The organism is Tolypothrix sp. PCC 7712 (assembly GCF_025860405.1).
GTDB lineage: Bacteria > Cyanobacteriota > Cyanobacteriia > Cyanobacteriales > Nostocaceae > Aulosira > Aulosira diplosiphon.
In genome coordinates, this window is record NZ_CP063785.1 from 742,293 (window position 1) to 766,005 (window position 23,713).

Genomic DNA, 23,713 nt, shown 5'->3' on the forward strand with positions numbered 1-23,713 from the left:
TCCCCAGTCCCCAATCCCCCATTCCCAACCTTCACACAAATATTTTTAAAGAAACTGGCTAATCGGTACCTCTGTTTGGTATTTCTTAAACAGTCCTGAAATTTAGGAGAACAGCCAATGACTGCTAAAAGCAAAAGTTCACCAGTAGCAGATAGTGGAGCTAAACCCCCCTATCCTTTCCGTACTGGTTGGGCATTATTCTTATTAGCGATCAACTTCTTAGTTGCAGCTTACTACTTCCATATCATTGAGTAATTAGGAGCTGATTGGTGCTGCTCAAATCGTGCCTTTAAATAAACCTTTAGGACGAATGAGCAGCACCAAAATCATGATTAACAGCGCTACTCCTTGTTTATACTGAGAACCAAGCCAAGGGGTGCTGACTTCTTGGACTATGCCAATGATAAAAGCAGCTGCGATCGCTCCGTAAGGATTACCTATTCCCCCCAAAATTACTGAGGCAAATAAAGGCAGAATCAAAAACCACCCCATATTTGGGCGCACTGCTGTAATTAACCCGTACATACTGCCACCCAAGGATGTGAGTGTGCCAGCGATTAGCCATGTCCAGAGGATGACTTGCTCTACATTAATTCCCGACACTCTAGCTAAATCTAAATCGTCAGCAACTGCTCGCATTGCCTTGCCAATTTTTGTATTTTGCAGCAGGTAATGCAGTGCCAAAATCGCTACTACTGCTAATCCCAACACTAACAACTGATTTTGTGGTACCTTTAAGCCGAAGATATCTAAAGCTTGGGTCACAGGTAAATTGTAATTTTGGTTCTTGCCACCCCAAATGAAGATAATGCCATTGCGGAGGAATAAGGCCAATCCAATAGAAATGATAATTAGTGTCGTAGAAGTAGCACGAAGACTACGCATTCTTGACCACAGTAATTTTTCTGATACCAGCATCATTACTACTGTTCCCGCTGCAGCTAGTACCATTGATAGCCAAATATTTACGCCAGCACTGTTTACTAGCAGCGTTAGATAAGCTCCCAAAGTGAGAAAATCTCCGTGGGCAAAATTAGACAACCGTAAAATCCCATAGGTAAGGGTAAGTCCGACCGCGCCCAGAGCAATAATACTCCCTACAGCAATTCCATTAATAATTAATTGAGCAAGTTGTAGATCCATAGTGTTGTGTTAAGCAGCTCTTAAGAATTTACTAGTTAGTGATTTCATACATTAAATTGGTGGGATCATCGTCACATTCGACACTATAGGTTATGCTTTATAAATAAGCAGGAATTGTGCGCTAATATACATAGAATCCTGTTCGCACTTTTGTGCGAAGCTCCACTTGTTCAGCGGTCTAGTTGACCATGCAGCAGTATTCAAGCTTACCAGAACAGAACTCACAGATAGATACAACCCAAACACTTTTGACCACAATACAGCAACTTCGAGCCGAGTTGTGGCTAGAAGGTGGCTTGAACCAGTTGCAAAGCCATCTCAATGATTGCTTGCTTTCTGCTTGTACCACCTTGCCACAGCCAAGAAGCTCAGAAGCAGATATTTTTCAAATTTTGGTCAACGAGATCAGCCATGCTTTAAACACTAGTAAGGTGGCGATCGCGCTGTTCCAACCACAAGAGACAACTGGTAAAATTTTTTATGTTCCACCATCCTCCTCCCGACGCTCACAACTTCTACAGGTAGAAGCGTTATCCAAAAAAGGCAAAAAGTTACGCCTAAAATTGGATGAGGTGATAGAACTTGAGGATTTACAGCACTTAGAGAATCAAGCAACGCCCGGTGCTTGGCAATTGGCCAATGATTGTGGCGGTATAACCGTTTGGCTAATTGTGGCGACAGCGCAGGTGAGAGCGGATGGGGAACTATGTAACACAGCAGAATTAGAACTGCGATCGCAATTTATCGCAAGGGCTGTGAAATATTGCTCTGTAGCGTTGGCAAAACTCAGACATATCCAATCTTGGCAACAAAAGTCGCAATATTTGGGTAGTTCTAATCGTGAGTTGGAGCGTACTAATCAACTTAAGAACCAGTTTTTGGCAAATACCAGTCACGAAATCCGCACACCGCTGAGTTCGATTATCGGCTTTACTCATCTGCTGTTGGCGCAAGGCTACGATCCAACGAGAGAACGCCATCAAGAATATTTAAATATTATTCAATCTAGCAGCAAGCATTTGCTAGCACTAATCAATGATATTTTGGATCTTTCTAAAATTGAAGCCAACCAGCTAGATGTCCAGTGGGAAATAGTTAATGTGCCGACATTGTGCCGGAATGTGTTGGCACTAGTAAAAGAAAAAGCTGCTAATAAAGGTTTAAAATTACTATTAGATATTGAGCCGGAGATAACAACGATAGTTGCCGATCCTTTACGGCTCAAACAAATGTTATTAAATTTACTTTTCAACGCCCTTAAGTTTACAACTACAGGCACTGTCGGTTTACAGGTAGTCGCTAAAGGTAGCTTTTTACATTTTACAGTTTGGGATACTGGTACTGGTATTTCTCCAATAGACCAGGCAAAACTTTTCCAACCCTATTTCCAAATTGCTAATCCCACAGTTAACCGTAATGAAGGTACTGGCTTAGGTTTAGCTGTAACTCGTAAACTCGCTGAAGTGCATGGTGGTTGTATAGAAGTCGAATCTAAAGTTGATTGCGGCTCGCGTTTTACGATCGTACTTCCCTTAAATCCTGTGGGAGAATTAACGGGAATTATGGGTGATGTGACTGCTGCATCCGCTACAACGCCTTTAGACATTGCGCCTAGTTGTTTTTTAGAAATTTTGCTAGTAGAAAATGACTTAAACAATGCTAAGTTAATGCAAATTTATTTAGAAAAACTAGGTTATCAAGTCACTGTGGCCAAGAATGCTGCTGAAATGTGGGAAGCATTAAAAGATATTAATCCAGCAGTAATTTTAATGGATGTAAATCTGCCAGATGATAATGGTTTAAATTTAGTGCGGCAGTTACGAGAAAATTCCCAATATCAAATGACTCCGGTAATTGCCCAAACAGCAATGGCCATGAAAGGCGATCGCGAAATTTGTCTGGCAGCTGGAGTGAATGATTATATTTCTAAACCTATCGATTTACCACTGTTAGCTAGTTTGGTAGCTAAATATAGTAAACCTCAGTAAGAGATGATTTATAAAGTAAAAATAAAATTGCTGTAGGGAAGCTAGTACAAGCCGGCGTAAATAGCGCAAAGTTGGCGGTGTCGGTTTCCGTCCCGCCAAACTTTGTAAGAGAAACAGACCATCTGTAATCGCTAAAAGGCTTGTGCTAACTATTCTTTCTTTTGACTTTTGACTCCTGCGGAGTTCGCCAGTTGCTTTATGCCGACGGCACTTCCTTCAAGTCGGCAAAGCCGCCCAACGGAGTGCCTTGGGAACCCGTCCACCGCACTGGCTCACTTTTGACTTTTGCCTTGTTGTACTAGTCGTGTAACGTCTCCGCAGTATTCACCCGTAATACCATTTCTCTAAATTCAGGCTACAGATAATTCTCTCCCTACCCCCTGCTGCCTATTTGTAGCGGTATTTTGGAGAATTGGGATAATTTGCTGGCTGGTGGGATGACAGTGGAACAGGTGACGAAGTTTACAGGTTTGGATATAGAGGCGATGGCTTCGCCATCGCCTTAGGCGATCGCATCCACAAAGGCACTATCAGCAGTTGACGATTGACTGTTAATCCTAACACCAAATTTGGACAACGCGACCTTGCAATTGTTGCCCTAGCCAAGGTGTATTACTAGAAAGGGTGTGCAGGTTTTTACTCTCGACTTTCCAGTTTTGCTGAGGGTCAAATAAGGTTAATTCAGCTTTTTGATGAGGTGCGATCGCCTGAAGTTTATCTCGCAAACATTCGGCTGATCGCGTACTCAAAGCCCGCCATAATTCTAAGGCGGTAAATTCGCCAGTGTCTACGAGATGTTGCCATAACAAAGGCAATGCTAACTCGTAACCAATTGCCCCTGGAGGTGCTTCTGCAAAGGCTTGGACTTTTTCTTCGTAGGTGAAGGGTGCGTGTTCAATGGCGATCGCATCAATGATTCCGGTGCGTACCCCCTCCCGTAGCGCCTTGACATCGCTGGGATTACCCAAGGGCGGATCTAAATGCAAGCTGGTGTGATAGCTTTTGACTGACTTGGTATCTAATAACAAATGCATCCAAGTAGTGCTGGCGGTGATGGGTAGACCAGATGCCTTGGCAGATGCAATTAAATCTACACTACGTGCAGTAGAAACACGCATAATATGCACGTGGGAATTGCCTGTGGCGGCGACTAATTCCAATAAAGCTGCGATCGCACTTGTTTCTGCACTGGCGGGGATGGGTGGTAAACCCAGGCGAATCGCGTCTGGCCCTTCTCGCATCACTCCATTGGCTGTTAATTGCTGGTCACAAGGCCAAAAGGCTACTGGTTTACCTATAGGCAGGAGATATTCTAACACCCGCCGCACTAGCCCTAAATTTTCCCTGGGGACAGCATCAGTAAAGCCAACAACACCCGCCGCAGCTAAATCTGCTAATTCTGTTAATTGCTTCCCTGCTAAATCGAGCGTCATCGCACCCCAGGTTTGGAGATGTGGGAGAGGGGGGGATGAGAGGGAGGAAGCTTCTCTTTGTTGACTCATCTTTTGCAACTGTGCCACAACAGCCGGGTTATCAATGACGGGGGAGGTATTAGGTAAGATGCTGATTCTGGTAAAACCACCAGCCGCCGCTGCTTGTAGCAGAGATGAGATGGTTTCCCTTTCTTCAAATCCCGGTTCTCCAGAGTGGCTGTACAAATCCACTAACCCTGGCCCTAGAATTAATCCCCGACAGTCTTTGATTTGAGTATCGGAACTGACATCGGTAATATGTGCGGCAATGGCTTGAATGTAACCATCAGCAATTAGCACATCAGTTAGTTGATCTGTTCCAGAAACCGGGTCAATTACCCGTACTTGTTGTAGCAATTCAGTTGTCATGTGTGCTTTTAGCGATTACTTATCAGTGTTTTAACTGTGAGTCTATTTTGATCTATTTGTTGACCGAACAAAGGATGAAGGATAAAGACAGGTTGAATGATACCAATTTTAAAAAAGAAGGCGACAGATTGTAGGGGCACGGCACTGGCCATTGGTGTCAACTTAACGTGAAACTCGCTTGGTTGAAAGGTTTCGCCCTCACCCCCAGCCCCTCTCCCGCAGGGAGAAGGGAGCAAGAGATTTAGTTCTCCTTCTCCTGGGGGAGAAGGGGTTAGGGGATGAGGGCACGAGGTATTTGTACAACGCCCGCCCTATATAGCTTTTAGCTTAAGTTGACACGTATGGGCACTGGCGTGCCCTCTAGAATATATTGATGTGTCGCAAACATTATTTGAATTGGTATGAGAATGGCGATCACTTCAAACCCATCCCTAAATCAGTCGAGTAATTTCATACTTCATACTTTATATTTCAGTCTTCAATTGACTGACAGCTTAACACTGACCTCTACAATGCTCCAGCTGCTGTTTTATCGAATACTCCGCCACCTAAGTGAGTGGTGATATTCATGGCTTGCAGCACTGGTAAACCATCTGGCCCAGCTGGGTAATCGATGACGCTAACTGCGCCGTTACCCTGGCGGAAATTCCAGAAGTTGTCTGATGGTAAACCAAGAATATGACATAGTAAAGTTTTATTGGTAGCGTCGTGAGCGACGACGATGCCAGTTTTGAGATGACTTTGTGATGCTGCTTGCACAATTAAGCGCCAAGCTGCAACGCTACGTTCCCAAACTTGCTGTAAATTTTCCCCTTCAGGCATTTGTACTTGTGCTGGTTCTGTGCGCCAGCGTTCTAACTCTCCGGGAAACTCTTGTTCTATTTCTGCTTCTAATTTGCCTTCCCAGAGTCCGTGGCTGATTTCTCTTAAACCATCTTGAAATTCCAGCTTTACACTAGGATGATGCTGCAAGATGAGTTCTGCTGTTTCTTTGGGACGCGCCATTGGACTGCTGACAGCAAAATCTATGTCCACATCTTTGAGAAATTCACCAGCTTTCCGCGCCTGGTTTCTACCGTTGTCGTTGAGGGGAACGTCAATTTGTCCTTGGAACTTAGTTTGACGATTCCACTCGGTTTCTCCATGACGTACCAGTAGCAACCTGACTCCTTGATGTCCGGGACGCAATGAAGGCAGAGTTTCGCCTGTATGTTGTGTCTGATTTAAAGATTCTAACTGTACGGGGTCGCCCAAACCGCCAGCAAAATTTAATACTGTAATGCCACAGTTAGATTGCTGTATGGAGTGGTAGCGGCTAGCGGGAATTCCTAACGCCGTGCTAATTAAAGCGCGATTAATGCCGTTATGTCCCACAATCAAGATAGTTTCACCTTGATGATGGGGTAAAGTTTCTTGCCAAAACTGCCGTGCTTGTTCGTATAAAGATAGAACCGGAAAATGTTCTTTGGTTCCTTCTGCGCTTTCCACTAACATCCGCAATTCATGGGGACGTTCGTGCCAAGTTTGGTAATCTTCAGCGAACTGTTGCTTCACCTCAGCTGTGAGCATTCTCTCCCATAAAGGCAGGTCAATCTCCAGCAATTTATCAGAAGTTTGGCAGACAGCAGACTTGCTAGTCGGATTTGTCAACTCACGTTGAATAATTTCTGCTGTTTGCTTTGCTCTCTGTAATGGACTGCTATAAATTGCATGGAATAAAATATTACTGAGGGCCTTGCCTAATTTGCCGGCATCGGTTTGACCTTTTTCTGTCAATAAGGACGCATCCGTGCGCCCTTGGATACGCCGCTCAGTGTTATACATACTTTGGCCGTGGCGTACAATGATCACACGGGTCACTATCTTGCCCTCCTCTCTCTAAAGGAACAATTTTACTGCAAACTGGGTTAATCACTGTAACTTAATTTTTACCAGGAAAGATAGGGGGGGTTGGGGATGAGGGAGATGAGGAGGATAAGGGGGATGAGGGAGAAAATAATCATTATTGTACAGACGCGATGAATCGCGTCTCTTGGTCTCTATGACTCAGTACTATTAAGGAATTATATATGTTAAAAGGTATTTCGTTAGCGATCACTCTTTCTTTTATTTCTTTCATTAACTACAGCCATAGTCAAGCAATTGCTACCACCACTACTGATTATCAAATTGCTCAAAATTCTCAGCCATCGACAGCATTAACTGAGGAACAGTTGGGAATCGGTGGTATTAAACTTTCTATGCGTGAAATACAAGTCAGAAAGATTTTAGGTAAACCTGTAAAAGTAGAAAATATTGATAGTCCTGCGATCGGCAGAATTCGGACTCTGAAATACCCTGATATCACAGTTGATTTAGATGAGGGTGGTACGCCAGGTAAATTTACTGTTTATCAAATTAAAGTTACCAGTAATAAATATGCCACTATCGATGGTGTAAAAGTTGGCGATGGGCAATCAAAAGTCATCAGAACATACGGTAAAGCTGAGATTTATAAAGAAGATAATCTGACTAGAATAAATTACGGACTAGAAAACCCTAGCCCTGCAGGTTTAAATTTTACTTTTAAGAATGGCAAAGTTATCGAAATTCTCTGCTTTTACGTAATGAATTAACCTGACTTTTTTTACTGCAATTGCATTGCACTTATTAAGAGAGCATTGATACATTAAGGTGTGTTACGGCTATGAGAGTGGGACAAAGAGACAATGACATTTAGCCGTAACGCACCATCAATGCGCCGATGCGTTAGGCGCTAAGATAGTTATTTCGTGACAAACCACATTGGAAATGAGCACCTAACACATCCTACAGTAATTTTATTTTTCCTTTAGCAATAACCCGTAACCGATAATCGTAAAGCTCAGTTATCCAACTTTCCTAACCAATACTTGTCGGTTAAGGGGAAAAAGAGGAATGGTTCAAGGGAAAGAAAAAACCTTTAACCGTTTCCCCAAAACCAATTTTGAGTTCAAAACGCTATCCCTTGTAGTATTGCTCCCCTAACTTCCTTAAAATCAGATAATTGTGATAAACTACGGTAAGACGATGGATTTAAAGACTATTGTAAATGCAACTGTCAATCGTTTGATTCATGGGAAAAAAGTGCAAGATTGGCGTTGAGATTTGTAGGTATCTTTGCGTTGTATTAGCTAGAAAGAGAAATTCTGATATTTTGAGGAATTAGGGGTTATGGCTTTATCAATAGTAGATTCTACACTTACTTATATCTGCATTCGCGTAAACTTGCAAGACCATACCCAACCGATAATTTCCCAATTAATTTCTCGCTACGGCTTAACAGTTAATATTGCAGCAGCTAGTTTAAAAGAAAATACTCAAAACAACGGCTGGTTTAATTTAGAAATTCAAGGCGATGCTCAACAAATAGCATCTGGACTTAGCTATTTACAATCGCTAAATATAGATATTGAGCAGTTAAACGTTAAAAGCCTCAGCGCTCAAAATCAAGAAAAACTCAAATTATTATGTATGAACCCAGATTGTTATGGGTGTTATCAGACAAAGCAAGAATTACAAAATCGTAACCAAGAAGTTGAGATGACTGTTCCCAAAAATCGAGCGAAATTTCAAGTTTCTATTCCCCATAATTATCGTTCAGCGCCGATAATTAGCGGATTGGTAGCTTGTTATGGCTTAACTGTAAATATTGCTAAGGCTGATTTAGATATAGATGCTCAAAGAGATGGTAAGTTTGATTTAGAAATTTCCGGGAGTCCTCAACAGATTATCTTCGGGTTGAGATATTTAAAAGAATTAGGCTTACAAATTTGGCTGTAATATCAAGTCCATAGAGCTTTCTCAACAAAGGTAGGGTGCGTTACGGCTTTAATAGCAGCAGAATAGATAATACTATTTTGAACAAAGACAGCATCGATAAGGGCACGGCGACCATAATTTTTTGCGATATCAAATTATCTTACAGGTGCCGTGCCCCTACAAAGAATTTATCTATCGCTTGTATCGGCGTTTATCAGCGTTTATCTGCGGTTAAATTCCTTGCAAACTAACATCTATTGTGCAAGCCATACAAAGATGCAATAGTATAAAAGCGTATGGGTGAGTAAGCATCTTTTACCAGTTTACTGACCTAAAACGCTTAAAATTACTTAATATTTTAACTTGTATGGTGGCTATTGTTACTCAAACACAATTGCATGACTTACGCCCGGGCGATCGCGTTAGATATCATGGTGTCGATTGGAAAGTAGAAGACTACAGCATATATCAAGATCCGCAGGGGTATTTAACGGATGAGTGGTTGCTAAGTTCTAAGAAGGGTTCAGAATATTACTTATTACGAGAATTCGATCCAAACAACAAGCCACATTCTATAACTTGGTATCTAGCTAACCCACTGCAAAATCCGCGCCTGTTACTACCAGATTCCGAAGAAAATATCATACCCAGGTTATGGGAGGATATGCAATCTCAAGGGGAACCATATCCAGAATTGCAACTCTTTTATAAGCGTTATTACTTTGAGTCACGCACAGAGGGAGACTATCAGACAGAAGGTGAAATAAAATCTCGGATTACCTGGGATTATTGGGATGAAGAACATCAAATGAATTTAGCTATAGAAGCTTTTCCCTATCATCAATTAGATATTTATTCTACCAAAGTAGTCCGTCCTGACGAATTTTCCTCTATCCAAAAATTAGCAGATGCAAATCAGATTGATGTGGGAGAGATTATTGTCAAATCTGTGCAAGCTGTATTTGCTTCTGTGCTATTGCTCATAGGAATTTGTATGCTCATATTTGGATAAGTGGGAAATGCCTAATTCTTTATTTATTGAACAGCATGATGATGGTATTGCTTTCTATATCAATGGAGATTTGCAGTTTGATACAGCAGATGAAGCAATATATCATGAATATTTGGTAATTCCTGCGATCGCTTTAGCCATTAAAAGATTTCCGCATACCGATTTACGGGTGCTGGTTTGTGGAGGTGGTGATGGATTAGCGGCGAGAGATATCTTACGGTTTCCCCAAGTTAGCGAAATTGATTTAGTTGATTACAATCCAGAAGTTTTAGAACTAGCTAACACTGTATTTAAACCTTATAACTTAGGCAGTTTAGAATCAGAAAAAGTCACTGTCTATACTCAAGATGCATTTGGCTTTGTTTCCCAACAGCCAAATGATTATTATCATGTCATCATTTGCGATTTTACCTATCCCCATGCTGCAGAAGACACGAATATATATAGTCGGGAATGGTTCCAAAAGCTAAATCGCGTACTAATTCCCAATGGCGTAATTTGCACGAACGGCGTTTCTCCCCAAAATAGAACAACAGGTTTTTGGTGTTTATATCAAACACTGTTAGCAGCAGATTTCACAGTCAAACCTTTACAGCTAGCTATTCCTTCATTTTCTCATCATGGTTACGGCAATTGGGGCTTCTTTTTAGCATCGCCGCAGGTAATTACGCGCTATGAAATCGAAATCCTCAACTTTCCTGAAGAGTTACATTTTTTAACACCTAGTCAGCTACTCTCAGCCTTTATTTTTGAGAGTGCGATCGCAAATTCTCGGCATGGAGTTATGATTCATACTTTAGAGAGTCCGCAACTGTTTTATTATCTGCTGAATGCGTCATCTAATTTAGACAATTTAGATTTAGAATCTGACGCTAGCGTTGATTTTTTAGATATTGAAGAGATAGGAACAGCCGAAATTGGAGAAGGTGATTTCCTAGATTTAGCATCAGTAGCTAAATTTTGGATAGAAAATATTTATGCTTTGCCAGAAACACAGGATAAATTAGCAGATATGAATCGGTATTTACCTGTGCGTCATCGCTACCATAGCCAAAATATGACATCAGCATGGCTAGCACATCTCAAAGAATTACTCGCAGAAATAGATATTAAGCAATTATTGCAGAGTTTGTTAGCCAGAGCGCAAGATTTACCTCCACAAATTGCCCAAGATTTGAAAAAATTAGCTGACAAATTTAGTAATAATCAAGCATTAGCAAATCTACATCCGCAAACTGTGGAGTTAATCGCCATGCTATCGGTAACGTTATTAATGGCAAATTTAGTCGCGCCTGATTCAGTATTTGCTAAAGGTTTCTCTTCTAGTAGTGGTAGTAGCAGTAGTACTAGCTATAGCGGCGATGGTGATACCTTTATGAACAAATTTATTGGTATGTGTCTCACTGGAGTGGGGGGAGTTTGGCTATATAATATCTTCTTCCCGCAACAAAGGGATGAGTGAAGATAATTCGTAGTTCGTAATTCGTAATTACATCAATACGCAAATAATATGATTTATGCAGATAAATCGACGCAGCAGGATTTAGCTTTAAATATTAGAGAATTAAATACAGCCGCACAACAGGATTGGGATGCACTCATTAAAAATCATCCCAATGGTTGCTTTATGCAAACTTTCAGTTGGGCAGATTTTAAAGAAATTGAGGGATATAAAACCTTTCGCTATGGTTTGTTTTTAAATAATCAATTAATAGGAGGATGTATTTATTATTTATATCCTCAAAGCAATAAAGCTAATTTATTGATTGCGCCTGGTGGGCCGATATTACCAGCAGAATATGCAGAGTCAGCGCTACAGCTATTGTTACATCAAGCTGAAAAATTAGCAAAAGAATTAGGAGCGATCGCACTGCGGATTGAACCACTATGGACAGAGAAACCAGCGTACCTGAAAAAATTTGTGCGCGCACCTGCTGATTTATTACCATCGGAAACTTTACTTATAGATTTAACCCCAGAAACCAGCGAAATTTTAGCGGCGATGAAGCCGAAAGGACGCTACAATATTCGCCTCAGTCAACGCTATGGTGTGACAACAGAATTTAGCAACGATTCGCAAAAGATTCCTGTCTTGTATGAATTGTTTTGGGAAACTGTACAGCGTCAAAAGTTTTTTGGTGAACCCTACGGCTTTTTTATCAATCTTTGCCAAACATTATTTAAATCAAACATGGCAGAAATTGGTGTAGCCTATTGGCAAGGTGAAATCATAGCAGCAATTTTAGTAGTATATTGCGGTCAAGTGGCTACTTATTTATATGGCGGACGCAGTTTAGCACATCCACAAGTCATGGCTAATTACAGCTTACATTGGGAAGCCATGCAAAGAGCCAAATTGCGCGGTTGCCAATTTTATGATTTCTATGGGTTTACCCAAGATGCAAATCATAGCTATGCCAAGTTTTCGCAATTTAAAAGTCAGTTTGGTGGTCAGCCTATTAAAACTATAGGCGCACATGATTACTTTTTTTATGACCAATTAGCTGATACCCTCATTAGCTTATTTCAAAACCTGGCAGGTGGAAGCAAATGAACGAAAGACTGATGGCGATAGTTACGCAATTTGGTGTTATTTTACTAGAATTATTTGTAGGTTTTGGTTTATTCTGGGTGGGACAGTTTGCCTACCAAAAGCTGTTTCGCCGCCGCATGGAATTAAATTTAGAATTGTTTGTTAATGATAACCCTGCGGTTGCTGTAGCGCTGGTAGGTTACTATTTTGGTATAGTTATTGCTTTAGGCGGCGTTCTCGGCCAAGCTGTAGATAATTGGCAAGATAAAGCGCTGAATTTAATTAGTTATGGTGCAACAGTAATTTTATTAATGTTAGCTGGTGCATGGGTAGGGGATAAATTAATTCTGCGTCATTTTAATTGCGAACGCGAAATTATTCAAGACCGTAATATCGGTGCGGCGAATGTAGAAGCTGCAAACCACATCGCCAACGGTTTAATTTTAAATGCGGCTTTAGCTGGAGAAAGTGGTGGTTGGTTGGTAGGAATAGTTTGTTGGTTAATTGGTTTGGGATTACTCGTGTTAGTCAGTTTCATCTATCCCAAAGTTACTAAATATAATGTATTTGCAGAAATTGAAAAGCGCAATAACCCGGCGGCTGGTGTTGCTTTAGCAGGGTTACTGATTGCTACAGGTAACATTGTACGAGTCGCTTTTGCTGCTGAATTTGAAAACTGGGTTGTGAGTTTTACCCAGTATGGATTACTGTTAATATTTTGCTTAATTTCCTTGGTTGTAATTCGCTGGTTAGCCGATTTAATTTTAGTACCTGGCGTTAAAATCTCCGATGAAATTGCCAATCAAGAAGTTCCCAATGTTGGCGCAGGTTTAATAGAAGCTTTTGCTTATATTGCCGCTTCTTTTTTAATTGCTTGGTGTCTTTAATAAATTATGAATTATTAGTAGGCTGTGTTAGCGAGCGCGACTCGTAGCGCACCTCCGCTTAAATGGTATGCCAATACTTGTCGGTTAAGGGGAAAAGGAGAAGGGTAAAAGGGGCAAGAAAAAACCTTTAACTCTTACCCTTTCACCTTTTCCCCAAACCAAATTCCGAGTTGGAAATCCTTAACCGAGCAGTATTGAATGGTATGCTACTAATATTTAAATAATACCTTTGATATAATTATCACGAAATAATTGTTCTCGCGCCTAACGCACCGCCGCGTAGATGGTGCGTTACGGCTAATTTTAATTGTCTCTAAGCATCAAATTATCTCATAGCCGTAACACACCCTACATTGATTGGTATATGAGAAAGTTTATTAACCAGTGATATTTAAATAATTCCAGTTAGCCATGCTTTCAGAATTAGTAATTTGTCTGGTGAGAATTTCTGCCAATAGCCTAGCTTTTTGCTGATTATCTTTTTGGTAGTCGCAGATATGAATATCGATTGTAACTTTTGCTTCTTCTGGCCAAAAATGCAACGCTACATGAGACTCTGCTAGTAAAATAACTGCAGAAACTCCCTGTGGTTGGAATGCATAAGCCAGTTCACCAACAATAGTAAGTTGAGCTATATGAGCCGCATTTTTGATAACCTTGATAAAATCTGCCGTTTCCCAATTGAAAACAGTCTGTGCAGCAGGCAAAATTGCGTAGAAATGATGGGACTGAATCACCTATACAAGTCTTGGGTTTGAATCGTCAAAGGTAATAGTATGCTTAAGCGTAACAGTAAAATGATCCTTGTGTATGATACAGAAGTATAGTATGATTACCCAAAAATAATCATTGCTTAACTACATTGTTACGGACAGCATATGCTGTGACGGCTTGTGGTTTAGCATAAGTTTGTTCTGGTGCGTTAACCTCGAACCACAAGAATTAAAATTACAGATTTTTTACAGTTTAATCTTACCAATCTGACTTAAAAAGTAGTGCGGTAGGCATTAGGGAGCAGAGAAGAGAAGGGACGGGGTAACGAAAAATAACGAATGAAAAATTACAAATTACAAACTAAGAAAATTCAAAAATATTTATTCGTTATTCTTAATATGCAGTTTATTGAGGAATAATTAGAGAAATTCATGTCACGCGATGGTAAAGAGAAGCGTAGCCTCTACTTTTACCATCATTGATTACAGTTATCTCCAGTTTAAGAAAGCGGGCGAGAATCTATTAATTGAGAAATTTTATTCTCGAAAAGATGCGATCGCCTACGTTTTGTGTTGTATTTTTCTAATATAAGTACCAGTTAAACAACCACAGGAGCATCTATAGATTGCTTAGTTAAATCCAACACCCAATCACTATTGCCTAGGTTAATTGGAATCATAATGGCTAAAGTTTATATTTTGGATGCCAACAAACAACCCTTGTATCCCATACACATCAGCCAAGCTAGAAAGCTATTGTCACAAGGTGATGCAAAAGTATTCCGACGATATCCATTTACGATTATTTTAAAGGAGGTGCTGACGCAGTCTAGGCTAGAGCAACTTGGTATTAAGATTGACCCTGATGTAAATTAAATTAATACAGAATAACGTACATCAATTTCTAACTAAAATAAGCGAAAAGCTTATACAGTAGAATTTTTCTATTAATTTTTACTTTTGCTTTTTGTCTTTTTTTCTATTATTGCTGTGCGAAATTCGCGGATTTCAAATTAAAAACTTTTGTGAACTAGGCTTGTAGCTATTTTGTGACTGTGTATTAGTAGTGACAGTAGCTTTAATATGTCGCAATACTTTAATCCTCAGGAGAATCCAAAGGATAGAGTAAGGCGAAAGGCAGGTTATGGTAAGCTAAAACAACTCTAATTTGTATATGTGATATCAATTTATATTGAGATTGATCATCGTCTTGTACGTTTGAGGTTTTATGAGTTCTTTTGTACTAAGCACCTCGCAAATTGGTATCAATTTGTGCAATTGCTTAGACTATTCTGAGCTATTTTAGCGAAGCGACTTTTCGGTAGTTGCTTTAGCAATTTATACGTGCCAAATTATGCAAATTCAATTATGTAATAGCTGAGTTTGATGGTTGTCTGCTGTATTAAAATCAACATTTTTACGGCTTCAGAGCCTGACTAAGCCTATCATCACCCCAGGCAAGAGTATGTGTTATTCATGCCGATTGTTTGGTGAAGCTAGGAATATATATTGCAAAGTACAACAATTTTCAACCATTGCTAAAAAATTAATGGTTAATTAATAGTTAGGAATAAGAAAATGCCTAAATTAGAAAGACCCAAACCCCCTGTATTTGAAAAAGTAGAAGATGAACGCTTACACCGTAAACAACGTTTAGCCGCAGCCTTTCGTTTGTTTGCGCGCTTAGGATTTAATGAAGGTACAGATGGTCATCTGACAGCGCGCGATCCAGAATTTACAGATCATTTCTGGGTAAATCCCTTAGGTGTCGAGTTCTGTGATGTTCGAGTTTCCAACTTAGTATTAGTTAACCACGATGGCGATGTAGTTAAAGGCGACCAGCCGATAAATCGTGAAGCGATCGCCATTCATTCTCATATTCATGCTGCTAGACTAGATGCGATCGCAACTGTATACGCCCATTCAATTTATGGTAAAGCTTGGTCTACCCTAGGTCGTCCACTTGACCCCCTCAATGAAAATGCTTGTGCTTTCTACGAACACCACAGTGTATTTCATGACTGTACGGAAGTCTTATTTAACGCTTCGGAATATCAACGCATTGTGGAAACTTTGGGAAATAATAAAGCGATAATTTTACGTAATCATGGGATGTTAACCGTTGGTCAATCAGTAGATGAAGCTGCTTGGTGGTTTATTAATTTAGAAAATTCCAGTCAAGCGCAACTTTTAGCTGAGGCTGCGGGAAAACCGCATATTATTGAACATAATACTGCCCGTTTAACCAGAAATCACATTGGCGCACCTTCAAATGGTTGGTTCTGTTTTCAAACACTTTATAACAGAATTGTCCGCGACCAACCTGATTTACTTGAGTAATATTACAGCACTTTTGAAGTAATGAGTAATGAGTAGGAAATTTACTTATTAGCCAAGATTGATATTAATAAAATTGGGCAAAAGATTTAAACGTACCGCAAAGCGGAAGGGGGAAGTCAAAAGTCAAAAGATTGTGACTGTTTGAAAGATAGCTTTATTTCCGCCGAACTAATCTAGGTAATCTTCAATTACGAATTACGAATTACGAACTACGAATTACGAATTACGAATTACAAACTAAAAATATGGATTTACAACTAAATGGCAAAGTAGCTTTAGTGACGGCTGCTAGCAAAGGTTTAGGTAAAGCCACAGCTAGACAATTTGCCCGTGAAGGTGCAAAAGTTGTGATTTGTGCGCGCAGTGAATTAGTTGAGAAAACTGCTGCGGAGATAGAAAGCGAAACTGGAAATGAAGTATTAGCTATCCGTGCAGATGTTAGCCAACAAGCGGATATTGAACGGGTAATTAATACTACAGTAGAGAAATTTGGTGGCTTAGATATTTTAGTTACCAATGCTGGGGGGCCACCTGCGGGTACATTTGATGATATTGATATTCCTCAATGGGAAGCTGCGATTAATTTAAATTTGCTCAGTGCAGTTCATTTAGTAAAATACGCCTTACCTTATCTGCGCCAATCTAGCGCTGGGGCGATTCTCACTATTACTTCTACTTCCACTAAACACCCAGTACAAAATTTGGTTTTGTCTAACTCCATTCGCCTAGCGGTAATTGGCTTAACCAAAACACTCAGTCAAGAATTAGGTAGCGATCGCATTCGGGTTAACAGCATTCTACCAGGCTGGACATATACAGAACGGGTAGAAGAATTAGTCAACGCCCGCATTGCCAAAAGTGGTAATACCAAAGAAGCAGAAATTACCGCTATCACCAACAATATCCCCTTAGGTCGCCTGGGAACACCAGAAGAATTTGCCAATGTCGCCGTATTTCTCTGTTCGCCAGCCGCTTCATTTGTGAATGGCGTGATGTTGCAAGTTGATGGTGGAAGCAACCCAGGCACATTTTAAGAGAAGTCAAAAGTCAAAAGTCAAAAGTCAAAAGTCAAATAAAAATGCTATAGGATGCGTTAGCGTTAGCGTAACGCATCGTAATTTCTATTCTGCTGCTGCATACTTAGGAAAGACTTCTCCGGCTAAGTAAGCATCAAAATGTTCTTGAAAGTAAAGCCAAGAAGTCATATCTTCCACATCCAGCGCTGATTGTGGTGCTTCCTTATATAAAGGAATGCGATGATTAATTTCATCTTGAAATAATTGCGGTAACCCAGAGAAACCGTTGACTTTACCACCAATAGCACTATAAATCAGCTGACCGGGGCGATCGCTCATTTTCATCCAAGGTAGCCATTGACCAATCCTATCCCAACTGAGTTTCACTTCTGAGACGGAATTTAGTGCTGAGTTAGATAAATCTTCAGTAGGTACAGTGAGTTTAAATAATTCCGCCGCTTGATAAATTTCTTGGGGACTGTACTCTGCAAATTTTGGGTTTCCTGCTAAAGGATTGGGGTAAGTAGGAAAGATATCAAAAACGAAAGTTGTGCTTTCACCCTCAACTTGCGCGGGAAATTTACCTTTAAATGTACCTTGTACAGGATTATTCGCCACATGCATCACCGGCACAACTTCCCCCGTCCAAGGATTTTCCCATTTAGTTAACTTCTCTTCTGTTTCTGGGTCAAGGTAGTATGTCAGTTCCCGAGAAGTAAAATCCCAAACTCCTGGTTCTAGGGCAATACATCTACTAACACTCATCCCTAATATTTTAAATAAGAGTTTCCGCTTTTCACCGGGGATAAAGGCGTAAATTTTACCTTTCCATACTAAAAAAGTCGATTCGCTAGCATCGAGGGAAGAACGTGTTTTTACCCAGTCTTGGGCATCTAATTCTCGAGTTTGAGCAACCATTTACAATATCCTTGGTATTGGGGACTGGGGATTGGGGACTGGGGATTGGGTGAAAGTCAAATTTTCCTTTTTCCAGTCCTTATAGCAATTTGAAAAAAGAATGCGACAGATTTTAGGGGAGTGGTGTCAACTTAACGTGAAACCCGCTCTTGTGCAAGGTTTCGCCCTCACCCCCAGCCCCTCTCCCACAGGGAGAAGGGAGTCAGAGATTTAGTTCCCCTTCTCCTGCGGGAGAAGGGGTTAGGGGATGAGGGCGCGAGGTATTTGTACAACGCCCACCCTATATCGCTTTTAACTTAAGTTGACACCACTGGGCACTTCCTTGCCCTTTAGAATATATTGATATGTCGCAAACATTGTTTGATTTGGGATTACCCAGAATTTTAAGGTTGGCAGACAAGTGAGTTAAAACAGCGATAAATTAATCTAACACAAACAATTTTTCTAGGTGTCCCCCCTCCGGTTTACTCAACAAACGCCAAACATCTAACAAAAATCCATTAGATTTACCCCAGGGCGGACAAGATATCCACCCCACAAGAAAAATTATTGCAACATTTTAGGGACTTCCAGAAATTAAATTATTCAATCAGCAAGGGGGAAGATATTGAGCAAATTCTTTCTCTCCCTCTGCTCCCCTGCTTCCTCTGCTCCCTCTGCTACCCTAGCGACCGTATATTTTTTTAGTTGGAAGTCCCTTAGCTGTGTCAGTCCACTACAATTTCAGGGTTACTTGATTCGTGGCGAATTACAAATTATCAATTCCCCTCGAATCTATTTAAGAAATCAATCTTCACCCCTAGGTTAATAATTCCCCGTCCATCACGAGATTTAATTTCTGCATTGTTCAGAGCGACAATGTAAGGACGATTATTAATTACACCGATAATCGGCCCACCTGAAGAACCACCACTAGTATCACAATCATGTAATAAAAAATTGTTTTCTTCACTAACAATACTGCAACCTTTTTCTACACTAGCTGTCCAGCCTTGACCTGCGGTGAAGAATTGATATTGTGCTTTATTATTGTTAGGGAAATCGCCAGAGTAACCAACGAAAATATATTTGTTGCGGTTTTTTGTGAGAGTTGCTGTAGGTAAAGATTTCCAACCTAAATAACCGTATTTTAATCCGATGGGTTTATTCAGTTTTAACAGCGCCCAATCGTTGATTTGATTTTCTAATTGAGTTCCTGAGAAATCAGTGCCGTAAACTACATTTTCTACTTGGGCGATATCTTCTTCATCAGCTACTTTGCGATTAATCACATTGGGTAAAAATGCGACTTTTGCACTTAGTTGGCGAGTTTCTGGATCGATGACGCAGTGTGCATTAGTTAATACTATATCTTCACTAATTAATGTTCCTGTGCAATGATAACCTTTACCTTCTGTAGTCAATCCTTGAACTCTACCAATAGCAGACCAAGGATATTTGCGACTAAGTAGGGGAATTCTGTCATCCCAACCAATCACTGCTCGGCGGCGAAATTGTTTATCATCAGCTTGATCGGGTTTATCGGTTTGTTGTAAGTTGCTAGGTTGAAAAGCATTACCTTTGCCTTTAATTTGAAAATTCTTAGCATCTTGCAAGGATGTATATTTTGGTGCTTTTTCTGTTGATGTAGCAGTTTGCGCGTTGGCGTTCCACCAAGTATTTAAGGTAATTCCGCCGAGACAAGCTGCAATAAATAATGCGATCGCCTTTTTGTTAATGATTGTGCTTTTCATAGTTGTTGGTGTAGTTTGTTATTTGGTAATGAGTAATGAGTAATGAGTAATGAGTAATGAGTAATGAGTAATGAGTAATGAGTAATGAGTAATGGCTATTCTCCCCTGCACCCCTGCTTCCTCTGCTTCCTCTGCTTCCTCTGCACCCCTGCTTCCCCAATCCCCTAACGCCATTCCCCCTGCAACGTAAACGCCGCCCATTCATAGGGACTTCTCCCCTCTTGCCATAACTTTAGCTGTGCTGCACGTAACGCCTCTGCAGGCTTTTTCCCTTGCTGCAACATCTGTTTATAAAACTCCTGCATTAATGTTGACGTACCTTGATCGCTAACTTGCCATAGGGAGACTGCAACCCGCGCCGCACCTGCATACATCAAGCCGCGTGTCAAGCCTACCAATCCCTCACCGGTGATATTTTTACCCAATCCGGTTTCGCAAGCACTCAAAACAATTAACTCTGCGGGATAATCTTGGTTAAACAAATCTGCTAACCGCAAATGTCCGCGAATATTATTACCTTTTTGATCAACTAAAGACAGTACAATTCCCGATAACTCTGGTTGGTCTTGATTGACAAAGCCGTGAGTAGCAAAATGTAAAATGCGGAATTGATTTAAAGCGCTGTTAGTTGCCCAATTGTAATTAGCATCAAAATCTAAAGCTTGCGCTTTACTTTCGGCTGGTATCAGTTTTAAAATTTCTTGAGCTTCTATAGCTGTGTTAGTTAACCTAGCCCAACCCTTACGCTTGAGACTTCTGGCGGAACGTTCTAAGGCGGAACGTTCGAGTTCTAATTCTAAACTTGATTGCGATTTGTCTGATTTAGTTGATTTTGTTGATGTTGCTGTGACTCGCTGATCGTTAGTGCTGTATACTGGGTCAGCGAGGACAGCTAAAGCTTTCGGCGCAGGCTTGCGGTTGGCGAGTTGTTGACGTTGAAAGGCTATGGTAGATGCAGAAGGTAGACTAACAATTTCGTGGTTGGCTAATAGCGGTTGATAATTCCAATTTTGTGGTTTAACTGGCGAACAAACACGAATACCACGAGCATGAGAACATTCAACTTCCTTTGGTTTTTCTGGTTCGGCTTTGGGTGGTGTGGAACTCTGTGGAGAATTTAAATCAACTAACGCTGTAAACGGAATATATTGCAAAGCACCATCAGCAACAATGACTAAGCGTTTTTTACCGAGTTGATCTTTTGCGGGTGAGAGAATTAAGTGACTGAGTTCTTGAGCAGCGACATTAATCTGCGGCGTTTTAAGATTAGCGCAAGGATTTTCTTGATCAGTTGCAGAAGGCGGTTTAGAACTATTTTGACTAATTAAACAAAATAAATTGATGGCGCTTTTTTCTATATCTTGTCTTTTGGGAAGTTCGTAAGTATCGAGAGAATTAGGACTTACCACCCACAAAAAGCTGCGTTCTGCTCCTAAAGAATATTGTAAAAGTAAAGTGTCTTTATCTAGTTGTTGTTGAATTTGCGGTAATTTGAGAATATCTTTTTCTGGGTCTAAGTTTTGTAATTGGGCATAAGCTGGGCTAGAAGCACGAATTTTTGCTTGGATTTCTTGGTATTGGTTGAGAAGATTTTCTATTTCGGTAGTGAGTTTTGCAATTGCGGTTTTGGTGATGGGATCGTTTTTATTGGCTGAATTTTGTAAATTGAACCGCAGGGTATCTTTAGCATCAATTTGCTGACGTAAATCTTGTTCTTGTGCTACTAGTTCGGGATTTGTGCCTTTTTTGATTTTGGAATTGGCTTCGTTTAATAATTCGATGAGGCTGCGGGCGCGGGAGCGTTCGCTGTAGTGTAGGGCTAATGCAGCGTATCCTTGGGATGGGTCTTGTTTGTGCAGTTCCATCAGCAAGTCGATGTAGAATTTGTAAACATCCTGCTGGGTGGCGAAGTAAGAACTGCGAAGGTCTTTGCTGTCAATTTTGGTGCGTAATTCTTCGATAATTTTGATAGCCGCTTCTACGTTAGTGCGAGATGCTTGAAGATTTCCGCGACTCCGTTCTAGGTAGGCGAGGTTGTAAAGGGTAGTAGCTTCCCCACCTCTGTCGCCCACCGCCCGCCTCAGTGGGAGTGCATTGTTGTAATATTCCAATGCTTTCTGCTTTTCCCCTAAAGCGGAGTAAACATAGCCGATATTATTCAGGGTATTAGCTTCCCCATCCTTGTCGCCCACCACCCGCAAGAGTGGGAGTGCATTGTTGAAATATTCCAATGCTTTCTGCTTTTCCCCTAAGTTGGAGTAAACTAGCCCAATATTATTGAGGGTAGTAGCTTCGACTGCTTTGTTACCCACCGCCCGCCACAGTGAGAGTGCATTGTTGAAATATTCTAAAGCCTTCTGATTTTCCCCTAAATCGGAGTAAACTAGCCCAATATTATTGAGGGTAGAAGCTTCCCCACCCTTGTCGCCCACCACCCGCCTTAGTGGGAGTGCATTGTTGTAATATTCCAATGCTTTCTGCTTTTCCCCTAAATCGGAGTAAACTAGCCCAATATTATTGAGGATATTAGCTTCCCCACGCTTATCGCTCACCGCCTGACTGAGTGGGAGTGCATTGTTGTAATATTCCAATGCTTTCTGCTTTTCCCCTAAATCGGAGTAAACTAGCCCAATATTATTGAGGATAGTAGCTTCCCCACGCTTATCTCCCACCGCCCGCCACAGTGGGAGTGCATTGTTGTAATATTCCAAAGCCTTCTGCTTTTCCCCTAAATCGTCGTAAACAGAGCCGATATTATTCAGGGTAGTAGCTTCCCAACCCTTGTCGCCCACCGCCTGACTGAGTGGGAGTGCATTGTTGTAATATTCCAAAGCCTTCTGCTTTTCCCCTAAATCGTCGTAAACTTTGCCAATACCAAGAAGTGCAACAGCTTCCCCTTCTTTATTCCCTACTTTCTGCCACAATATGAGTGCTTCTTGCAATTTTTCTATTGCTTGTTGCAATGATTCGGCTGTACCTTGTTTGTAAAGCGCCGTCCCTTCTTCAGTTGCTTTCATCGCTGCGGCGCGGGTTGCATCTTGCTGTGTTGTGGTTGACTGCTGGGCAATTTGCGTCTGTTGAAATGTAGCGTTTGCTCCCACTGACTCAGATAATAAAACTACACTCAGCAAGCAGGTTAAGGTGTAAAGCTTCAACATAGTTCGTAGTTCGTAATTCGTAATTAAGAGGTATGAGAAGTTAGCCAGGCGTTTGGGTATCAATCTGTCTCTGGATTGCGGATAATGGGGATTATTAAGTTATTTTCAGAATATATACTGAGCTAGATGGGATTTAGTTTAAAGCTTGGATTAACATTGGCTGAGGCTGGTTTCAGTTTTGGCAACAAAATTTTTGATAATTTGTCTGTTCATGGGGGTTTTTCCTCGCTTCTCTTATATTTATTTCTGAAAAGCGAGGACTTATGCAGTTTTCGCGTTTTGATGCCACGTACAACGTAAGTCTTTGGAGTTCTCTCTCTTTGCACGATAAACTTTCGATCCCCCCTAACCCCCCTTGAAAAAAGGGGGGAAAAGAATCAAAGTCCCCCTTTTTAAGGGGGATTTAGGGGGATCAAATATCTTATAGCAACAAAGCCTTTCACGTTAAGTTGACACCAATTGGCATTGTTAGCCCATACAATCGCAATGTCAGCCGATACATTGGCATTGTTAGCCCATACAATCACAATGTCAGTCGATGCAATAGCATTGTCAGCCCGTACATTGGCAATGTTACCCGATACATTGGCATTGTTACCCGATACAACTCAATTGCTATTCGATGCATTAATATAACAAGCCGATGCAATA

The 23,713-nt window shown here is 40.9% G+C and carries 20 protein-coding genes; 12 read left to right on the top strand and 8 right to left on the bottom strand.

Translation table 11 applies throughout. From position 1 onward, the window contains the following. Window positions 1-117: 117 nt before the first annotated feature. Complete coding sequence (locus tag HGR01_RS02860) at window positions 118-255, top strand: photosystem I protein PsaX (protein WP_045871941.1); 138 nt, start codon at window positions 118-120, stop codon at window positions 253-255. A gap of 21 nt (window positions 256-276) precedes the next feature. Here the strand turns inward: HGR01_RS02860 and HGR01_RS02865 are convergent, their stop codons facing one another. Continuing rightward, window positions 277-1,143: a branched-chain amino acid ABC transporter permease gene (locus HGR01_RS02865; RefSeq protein WP_045871942.1), complete on the bottom strand. Its 867-nt coding sequence runs from the start codon at window positions 1,141-1,143 to the stop codon at window positions 277-279. A 188-nt stretch (window positions 1,144-1,331) separates the two neighbouring features. On the opposite strand from HGR01_RS02865, the gene hrmK reads away from it, so the two are divergent. Next, on the top strand, window positions 1,332-3,131 hold the full coding sequence (hrmK, locus tag HGR01_RS02870; protein WP_045871943.1) for a hybrid histidine kinase/response regulator HrmK: 1,800 nt from the start codon (window positions 1,332-1,334) through the stop codon (window positions 3,129-3,131). A gap of 557 nt (window positions 3,132-3,688) precedes the next feature. Here hrmK and HGR01_RS02875 read toward each other — a convergent pair. Both HGR01_RS02875 and HGR01_RS02880 read right to left on the bottom strand, forming a co-directional pair. Beyond that, window positions 3,689-4,972: a dihydroorotase gene (locus HGR01_RS02875; RefSeq protein WP_045871944.1), complete on the bottom strand. Its 1,284-nt coding sequence runs from the start codon at window positions 4,970-4,972 to the stop codon at window positions 3,689-3,691. Window positions 4,973-5,479: 507 nt separating this feature from the next. After that, window positions 5,480-6,832 (bottom strand): histidine phosphatase family protein, encoded by a 1,353-nt coding sequence (locus HGR01_RS02880; RefSeq protein WP_045871946.1) that lies wholly within the window; start codon window positions 6,830-6,832, stop codon window positions 5,480-5,482. Between the two features lie 209 nt (window positions 6,833-7,041). On the opposite strand from HGR01_RS02880, the gene HGR01_RS02885 reads away from it, so the two are divergent. The 6 genes from HGR01_RS02885 (at window position 7,042) to HGR01_RS02910 (ending at window position 13,184) form a co-directional block, all read left to right on the top strand. After that, a complete protein-coding gene (locus HGR01_RS02885) occupies window positions 7,042-7,587 on the top strand; it encodes a hypothetical protein (protein WP_045871947.1) in 546 nt (181 codons plus the stop codon). A 577-nt stretch (window positions 7,588-8,164) separates the two neighbouring features. Continuing rightward, on the top strand, window positions 8,165-8,773 hold the full coding sequence (locus HGR01_RS02890) for an NIL domain-containing protein (protein WP_045871948.1): 609 nt from the start codon (window positions 8,165-8,167) through the stop codon (window positions 8,771-8,773). A 346-nt stretch (window positions 8,774-9,119) separates the two neighbouring features. Further along, window positions 9,120-9,764 carry a DUF4178 domain-containing protein gene (locus tag HGR01_RS02895; RefSeq protein ID WP_045871949.1) on the top strand — a complete coding sequence of 215 codons (645 nt, stop codon included), beginning with the start codon at window positions 9,120-9,122 and terminating at the stop codon, window positions 9,762-9,764. A gap of 7 nt (window positions 9,765-9,771) precedes the next feature. Continuing rightward, window positions 9,772-11,226, top strand: coding sequence for a spermine synthase (locus tag HGR01_RS02900; RefSeq protein WP_045871950.1), 1,455 nt, complete (start codon window positions 9,772-9,774; stop codon window positions 11,224-11,226). A 48-nt stretch (window positions 11,227-11,274) separates the two neighbouring features. Next, window positions 11,275-12,318 carry a lipid II:glycine glycyltransferase FemX gene (locus HGR01_RS02905; protein WP_045871951.1) on the top strand — a complete coding sequence of 348 codons (1,044 nt, stop codon included), beginning with the start codon at window positions 11,275-11,277 and terminating at the stop codon, window positions 12,316-12,318. Further along, the gene (locus HGR01_RS02910) at window positions 12,315-13,184 is read left to right on the top strand and encodes a DUF350 domain-containing protein (protein ID WP_052335282.1); all 870 of its coding nucleotides are present in this window, start codon (window positions 12,315-12,317) and stop codon (window positions 13,182-13,184) included. Before HGR01_RS02905 ends, HGR01_RS02910 begins: the two co-directional genes overlap by 4 nt. A 377-nt stretch (window positions 13,185-13,561) precedes the next feature. Here HGR01_RS02910 and HGR01_RS02915 read toward each other — a convergent pair whose 3' ends face one another. Continuing rightward, window positions 13,562-13,891, bottom strand: coding sequence for an S-adenosylmethionine decarboxylase family protein (locus HGR01_RS02915; RefSeq protein ID WP_045872130.1), 330 nt, complete (start codon window positions 13,889-13,891; stop codon window positions 13,562-13,564). A 687-nt stretch (window positions 13,892-14,578) separates the two neighbouring features. Here HGR01_RS02915 and HGR01_RS02920 point away from each other — a divergent pair. The 3 genes from HGR01_RS02920 to HGR01_RS02930 all read left to right on the top strand — a co-directional run bounded on the left by HGR01_RS02920 (window position 14,579) and on the right by HGR01_RS02930 (window position 17,271). Further along, window positions 14,579-14,773, top strand: coding sequence for an RRXRR domain-containing protein (locus HGR01_RS02920; RefSeq protein ID WP_045871952.1), 195 nt, complete (start codon window positions 14,579-14,581; stop codon window positions 14,771-14,773). 702 nt (window positions 14,774-15,475) lie between these two features. Then, window positions 15,476-16,237, top strand: a complete 762-nt coding sequence (locus HGR01_RS02925) for a class II aldolase/adducin family protein (RefSeq protein WP_045871953.1) — start codon at window positions 15,476-15,478, stop codon at window positions 16,235-16,237. 245 nt (window positions 16,238-16,482) lie between these two features. Beyond that, window positions 16,483-17,271 (top strand): SDR family oxidoreductase, encoded by a 789-nt coding sequence (locus tag HGR01_RS02930; protein WP_045871954.1) that lies wholly within the window; start codon window positions 16,483-16,485, stop codon window positions 17,269-17,271. Window positions 17,272-17,358: 87 nt separating this feature from the next. Here HGR01_RS02930 and HGR01_RS02935 read toward each other — a convergent pair whose 3' ends face one another. From HGR01_RS02935 to HGR01_RS02950, 4 genes are all read right to left on the bottom strand, one after another. Further along, window positions 17,359-18,171 (bottom strand): DUF1838 domain-containing protein, encoded by an 813-nt coding sequence (locus HGR01_RS02935; protein ID WP_045871955.1) that lies wholly within the window; start codon window positions 18,169-18,171, stop codon window positions 17,359-17,361. 758 nt (window positions 18,172-18,929) lie between these two features. Next, window positions 18,930-19,904, bottom strand: coding sequence for a trypsin-like serine peptidase (locus tag HGR01_RS02940; RefSeq protein WP_045871956.1), 975 nt, complete (start codon window positions 19,902-19,904; stop codon window positions 18,930-18,932). An 18-nt stretch (window positions 19,905-19,922) separates the two neighbouring features. Beyond that, window positions 19,923-20,078 carry a hypothetical protein gene (locus HGR01_RS02945; RefSeq protein WP_155539407.1) on the bottom strand — a complete coding sequence of 52 codons (156 nt, stop codon included), beginning with the start codon at window positions 20,076-20,078 and terminating at the stop codon, window positions 19,923-19,925. Then, a complete protein-coding gene (locus tag HGR01_RS02950) occupies window positions 20,069-23,062 on the bottom strand; it encodes a CHAT domain-containing tetratricopeptide repeat protein (RefSeq protein ID WP_045871957.1) in 2,994 nt (997 codons plus the stop codon). Before HGR01_RS02950 ends, HGR01_RS02945 begins: the two co-directional genes overlap by 10 nt. A 486-nt stretch (window positions 23,063-23,548) precedes the next feature. On the opposite strand from HGR01_RS02950, the gene HGR01_RS02955 reads away from it, so the two are divergent. Continuing rightward, window positions 23,549-23,698 (top strand): hypothetical protein, encoded by a 150-nt coding sequence (locus HGR01_RS02955; protein WP_155539409.1) that lies wholly within the window; start codon window positions 23,549-23,551, stop codon window positions 23,696-23,698. Window positions 23,699-23,713 lie beyond the last annotated feature (15 nt).

What these genes read in the sequence shown, in the direction of transcription:
- HGR01_RS02860 (WP_045871941.1), top strand. Translation starts at nt 118, where the DNA reads ATGACTGCTAAAAGCAAAAGTTCACCAGTAGCAGATAGTGGAGCTAAA.
- HGR01_RS02865 (WP_045871942.1), bottom strand. Translation starts at nt 1,143, where the DNA reads ATGGATCTACAACTTGCTCAATTAATTATTAATGGAATTGCTGTAGGG.
- hrmK (WP_045871943.1), top strand. Translation starts at nt 1,332, where the DNA reads ATGCAGCAGTATTCAAGCTTACCAGAACAGAACTCACAGATAGATACA.
- HGR01_RS02875 (WP_045871944.1), bottom strand. Translation starts at nt 4,972, where the DNA reads ATGACAACTGAATTGCTACAACAAGTACGGGTAATTGACCCGGTTTCT.
- HGR01_RS02885 (WP_045871947.1), top strand. Translation starts at nt 7,042, where the DNA reads ATGTTAAAAGGTATTTCGTTAGCGATCACTCTTTCTTTTATTTCTTTC.
- HGR01_RS02890 (WP_045871948.1), top strand. Translation starts at nt 8,165, where the DNA reads ATGGCTTTATCAATAGTAGATTCTACACTTACTTATATCTGCATTCGC.
- HGR01_RS02895 (WP_045871949.1), top strand. Translation starts at nt 9,120, where the DNA reads ATGGTGGCTATTGTTACTCAAACACAATTGCATGACTTACGCCCGGGC.
- HGR01_RS02900 (WP_045871950.1), top strand. Translation starts at nt 9,772, where the DNA reads ATGCCTAATTCTTTATTTATTGAACAGCATGATGATGGTATTGCTTTC.
- HGR01_RS02905 (WP_045871951.1), top strand. Translation starts at nt 11,275, where the DNA reads ATGATTTATGCAGATAAATCGACGCAGCAGGATTTAGCTTTAAATATT.
- HGR01_RS02910 (WP_052335282.1), top strand. Translation starts at nt 12,315, where the DNA reads ATGAACGAAAGACTGATGGCGATAGTTACGCAATTTGGTGTTATTTTA.
- HGR01_RS02920 (WP_045871952.1), top strand. Translation starts at nt 14,579, where the DNA reads ATGGCTAAAGTTTATATTTTGGATGCCAACAAACAACCCTTGTATCCC.
- HGR01_RS02925 (WP_045871953.1), top strand. Translation starts at nt 15,476, where the DNA reads ATGCCTAAATTAGAAAGACCCAAACCCCCTGTATTTGAAAAAGTAGAA.
- HGR01_RS02930 (WP_045871954.1), top strand. Translation starts at nt 16,483, where the DNA reads ATGGATTTACAACTAAATGGCAAAGTAGCTTTAGTGACGGCTGCTAGC.
- HGR01_RS02935 (WP_045871955.1), bottom strand. Translation starts at nt 18,171, where the DNA reads ATGGTTGCTCAAACTCGAGAATTAGATGCCCAAGACTGGGTAAAAACA.
- HGR01_RS02940 (WP_045871956.1), bottom strand. Translation starts at nt 19,904, where the DNA reads ATGAAAAGCACAATCATTAACAAAAAGGCGATCGCATTATTTATTGCA.
- HGR01_RS02945 (WP_155539407.1), bottom strand. Translation starts at nt 20,078, where the DNA reads ATGGCGTTAGGGGATTGGGGAAGCAGGGGTGCAGAGGAAGCAGAGGAA.
- HGR01_RS02950 (WP_045871957.1), bottom strand. Translation starts at nt 23,062, where the DNA reads ATGTTGAAGCTTTACACCTTAACCTGCTTGCTGAGTGTAGTTTTATTA.
- HGR01_RS02955 (WP_155539409.1), top strand. Translation starts at nt 23,549, where the DNA reads ATGTCAGCCGATACATTGGCATTGTTAGCCCATACAATCACAATGTCA.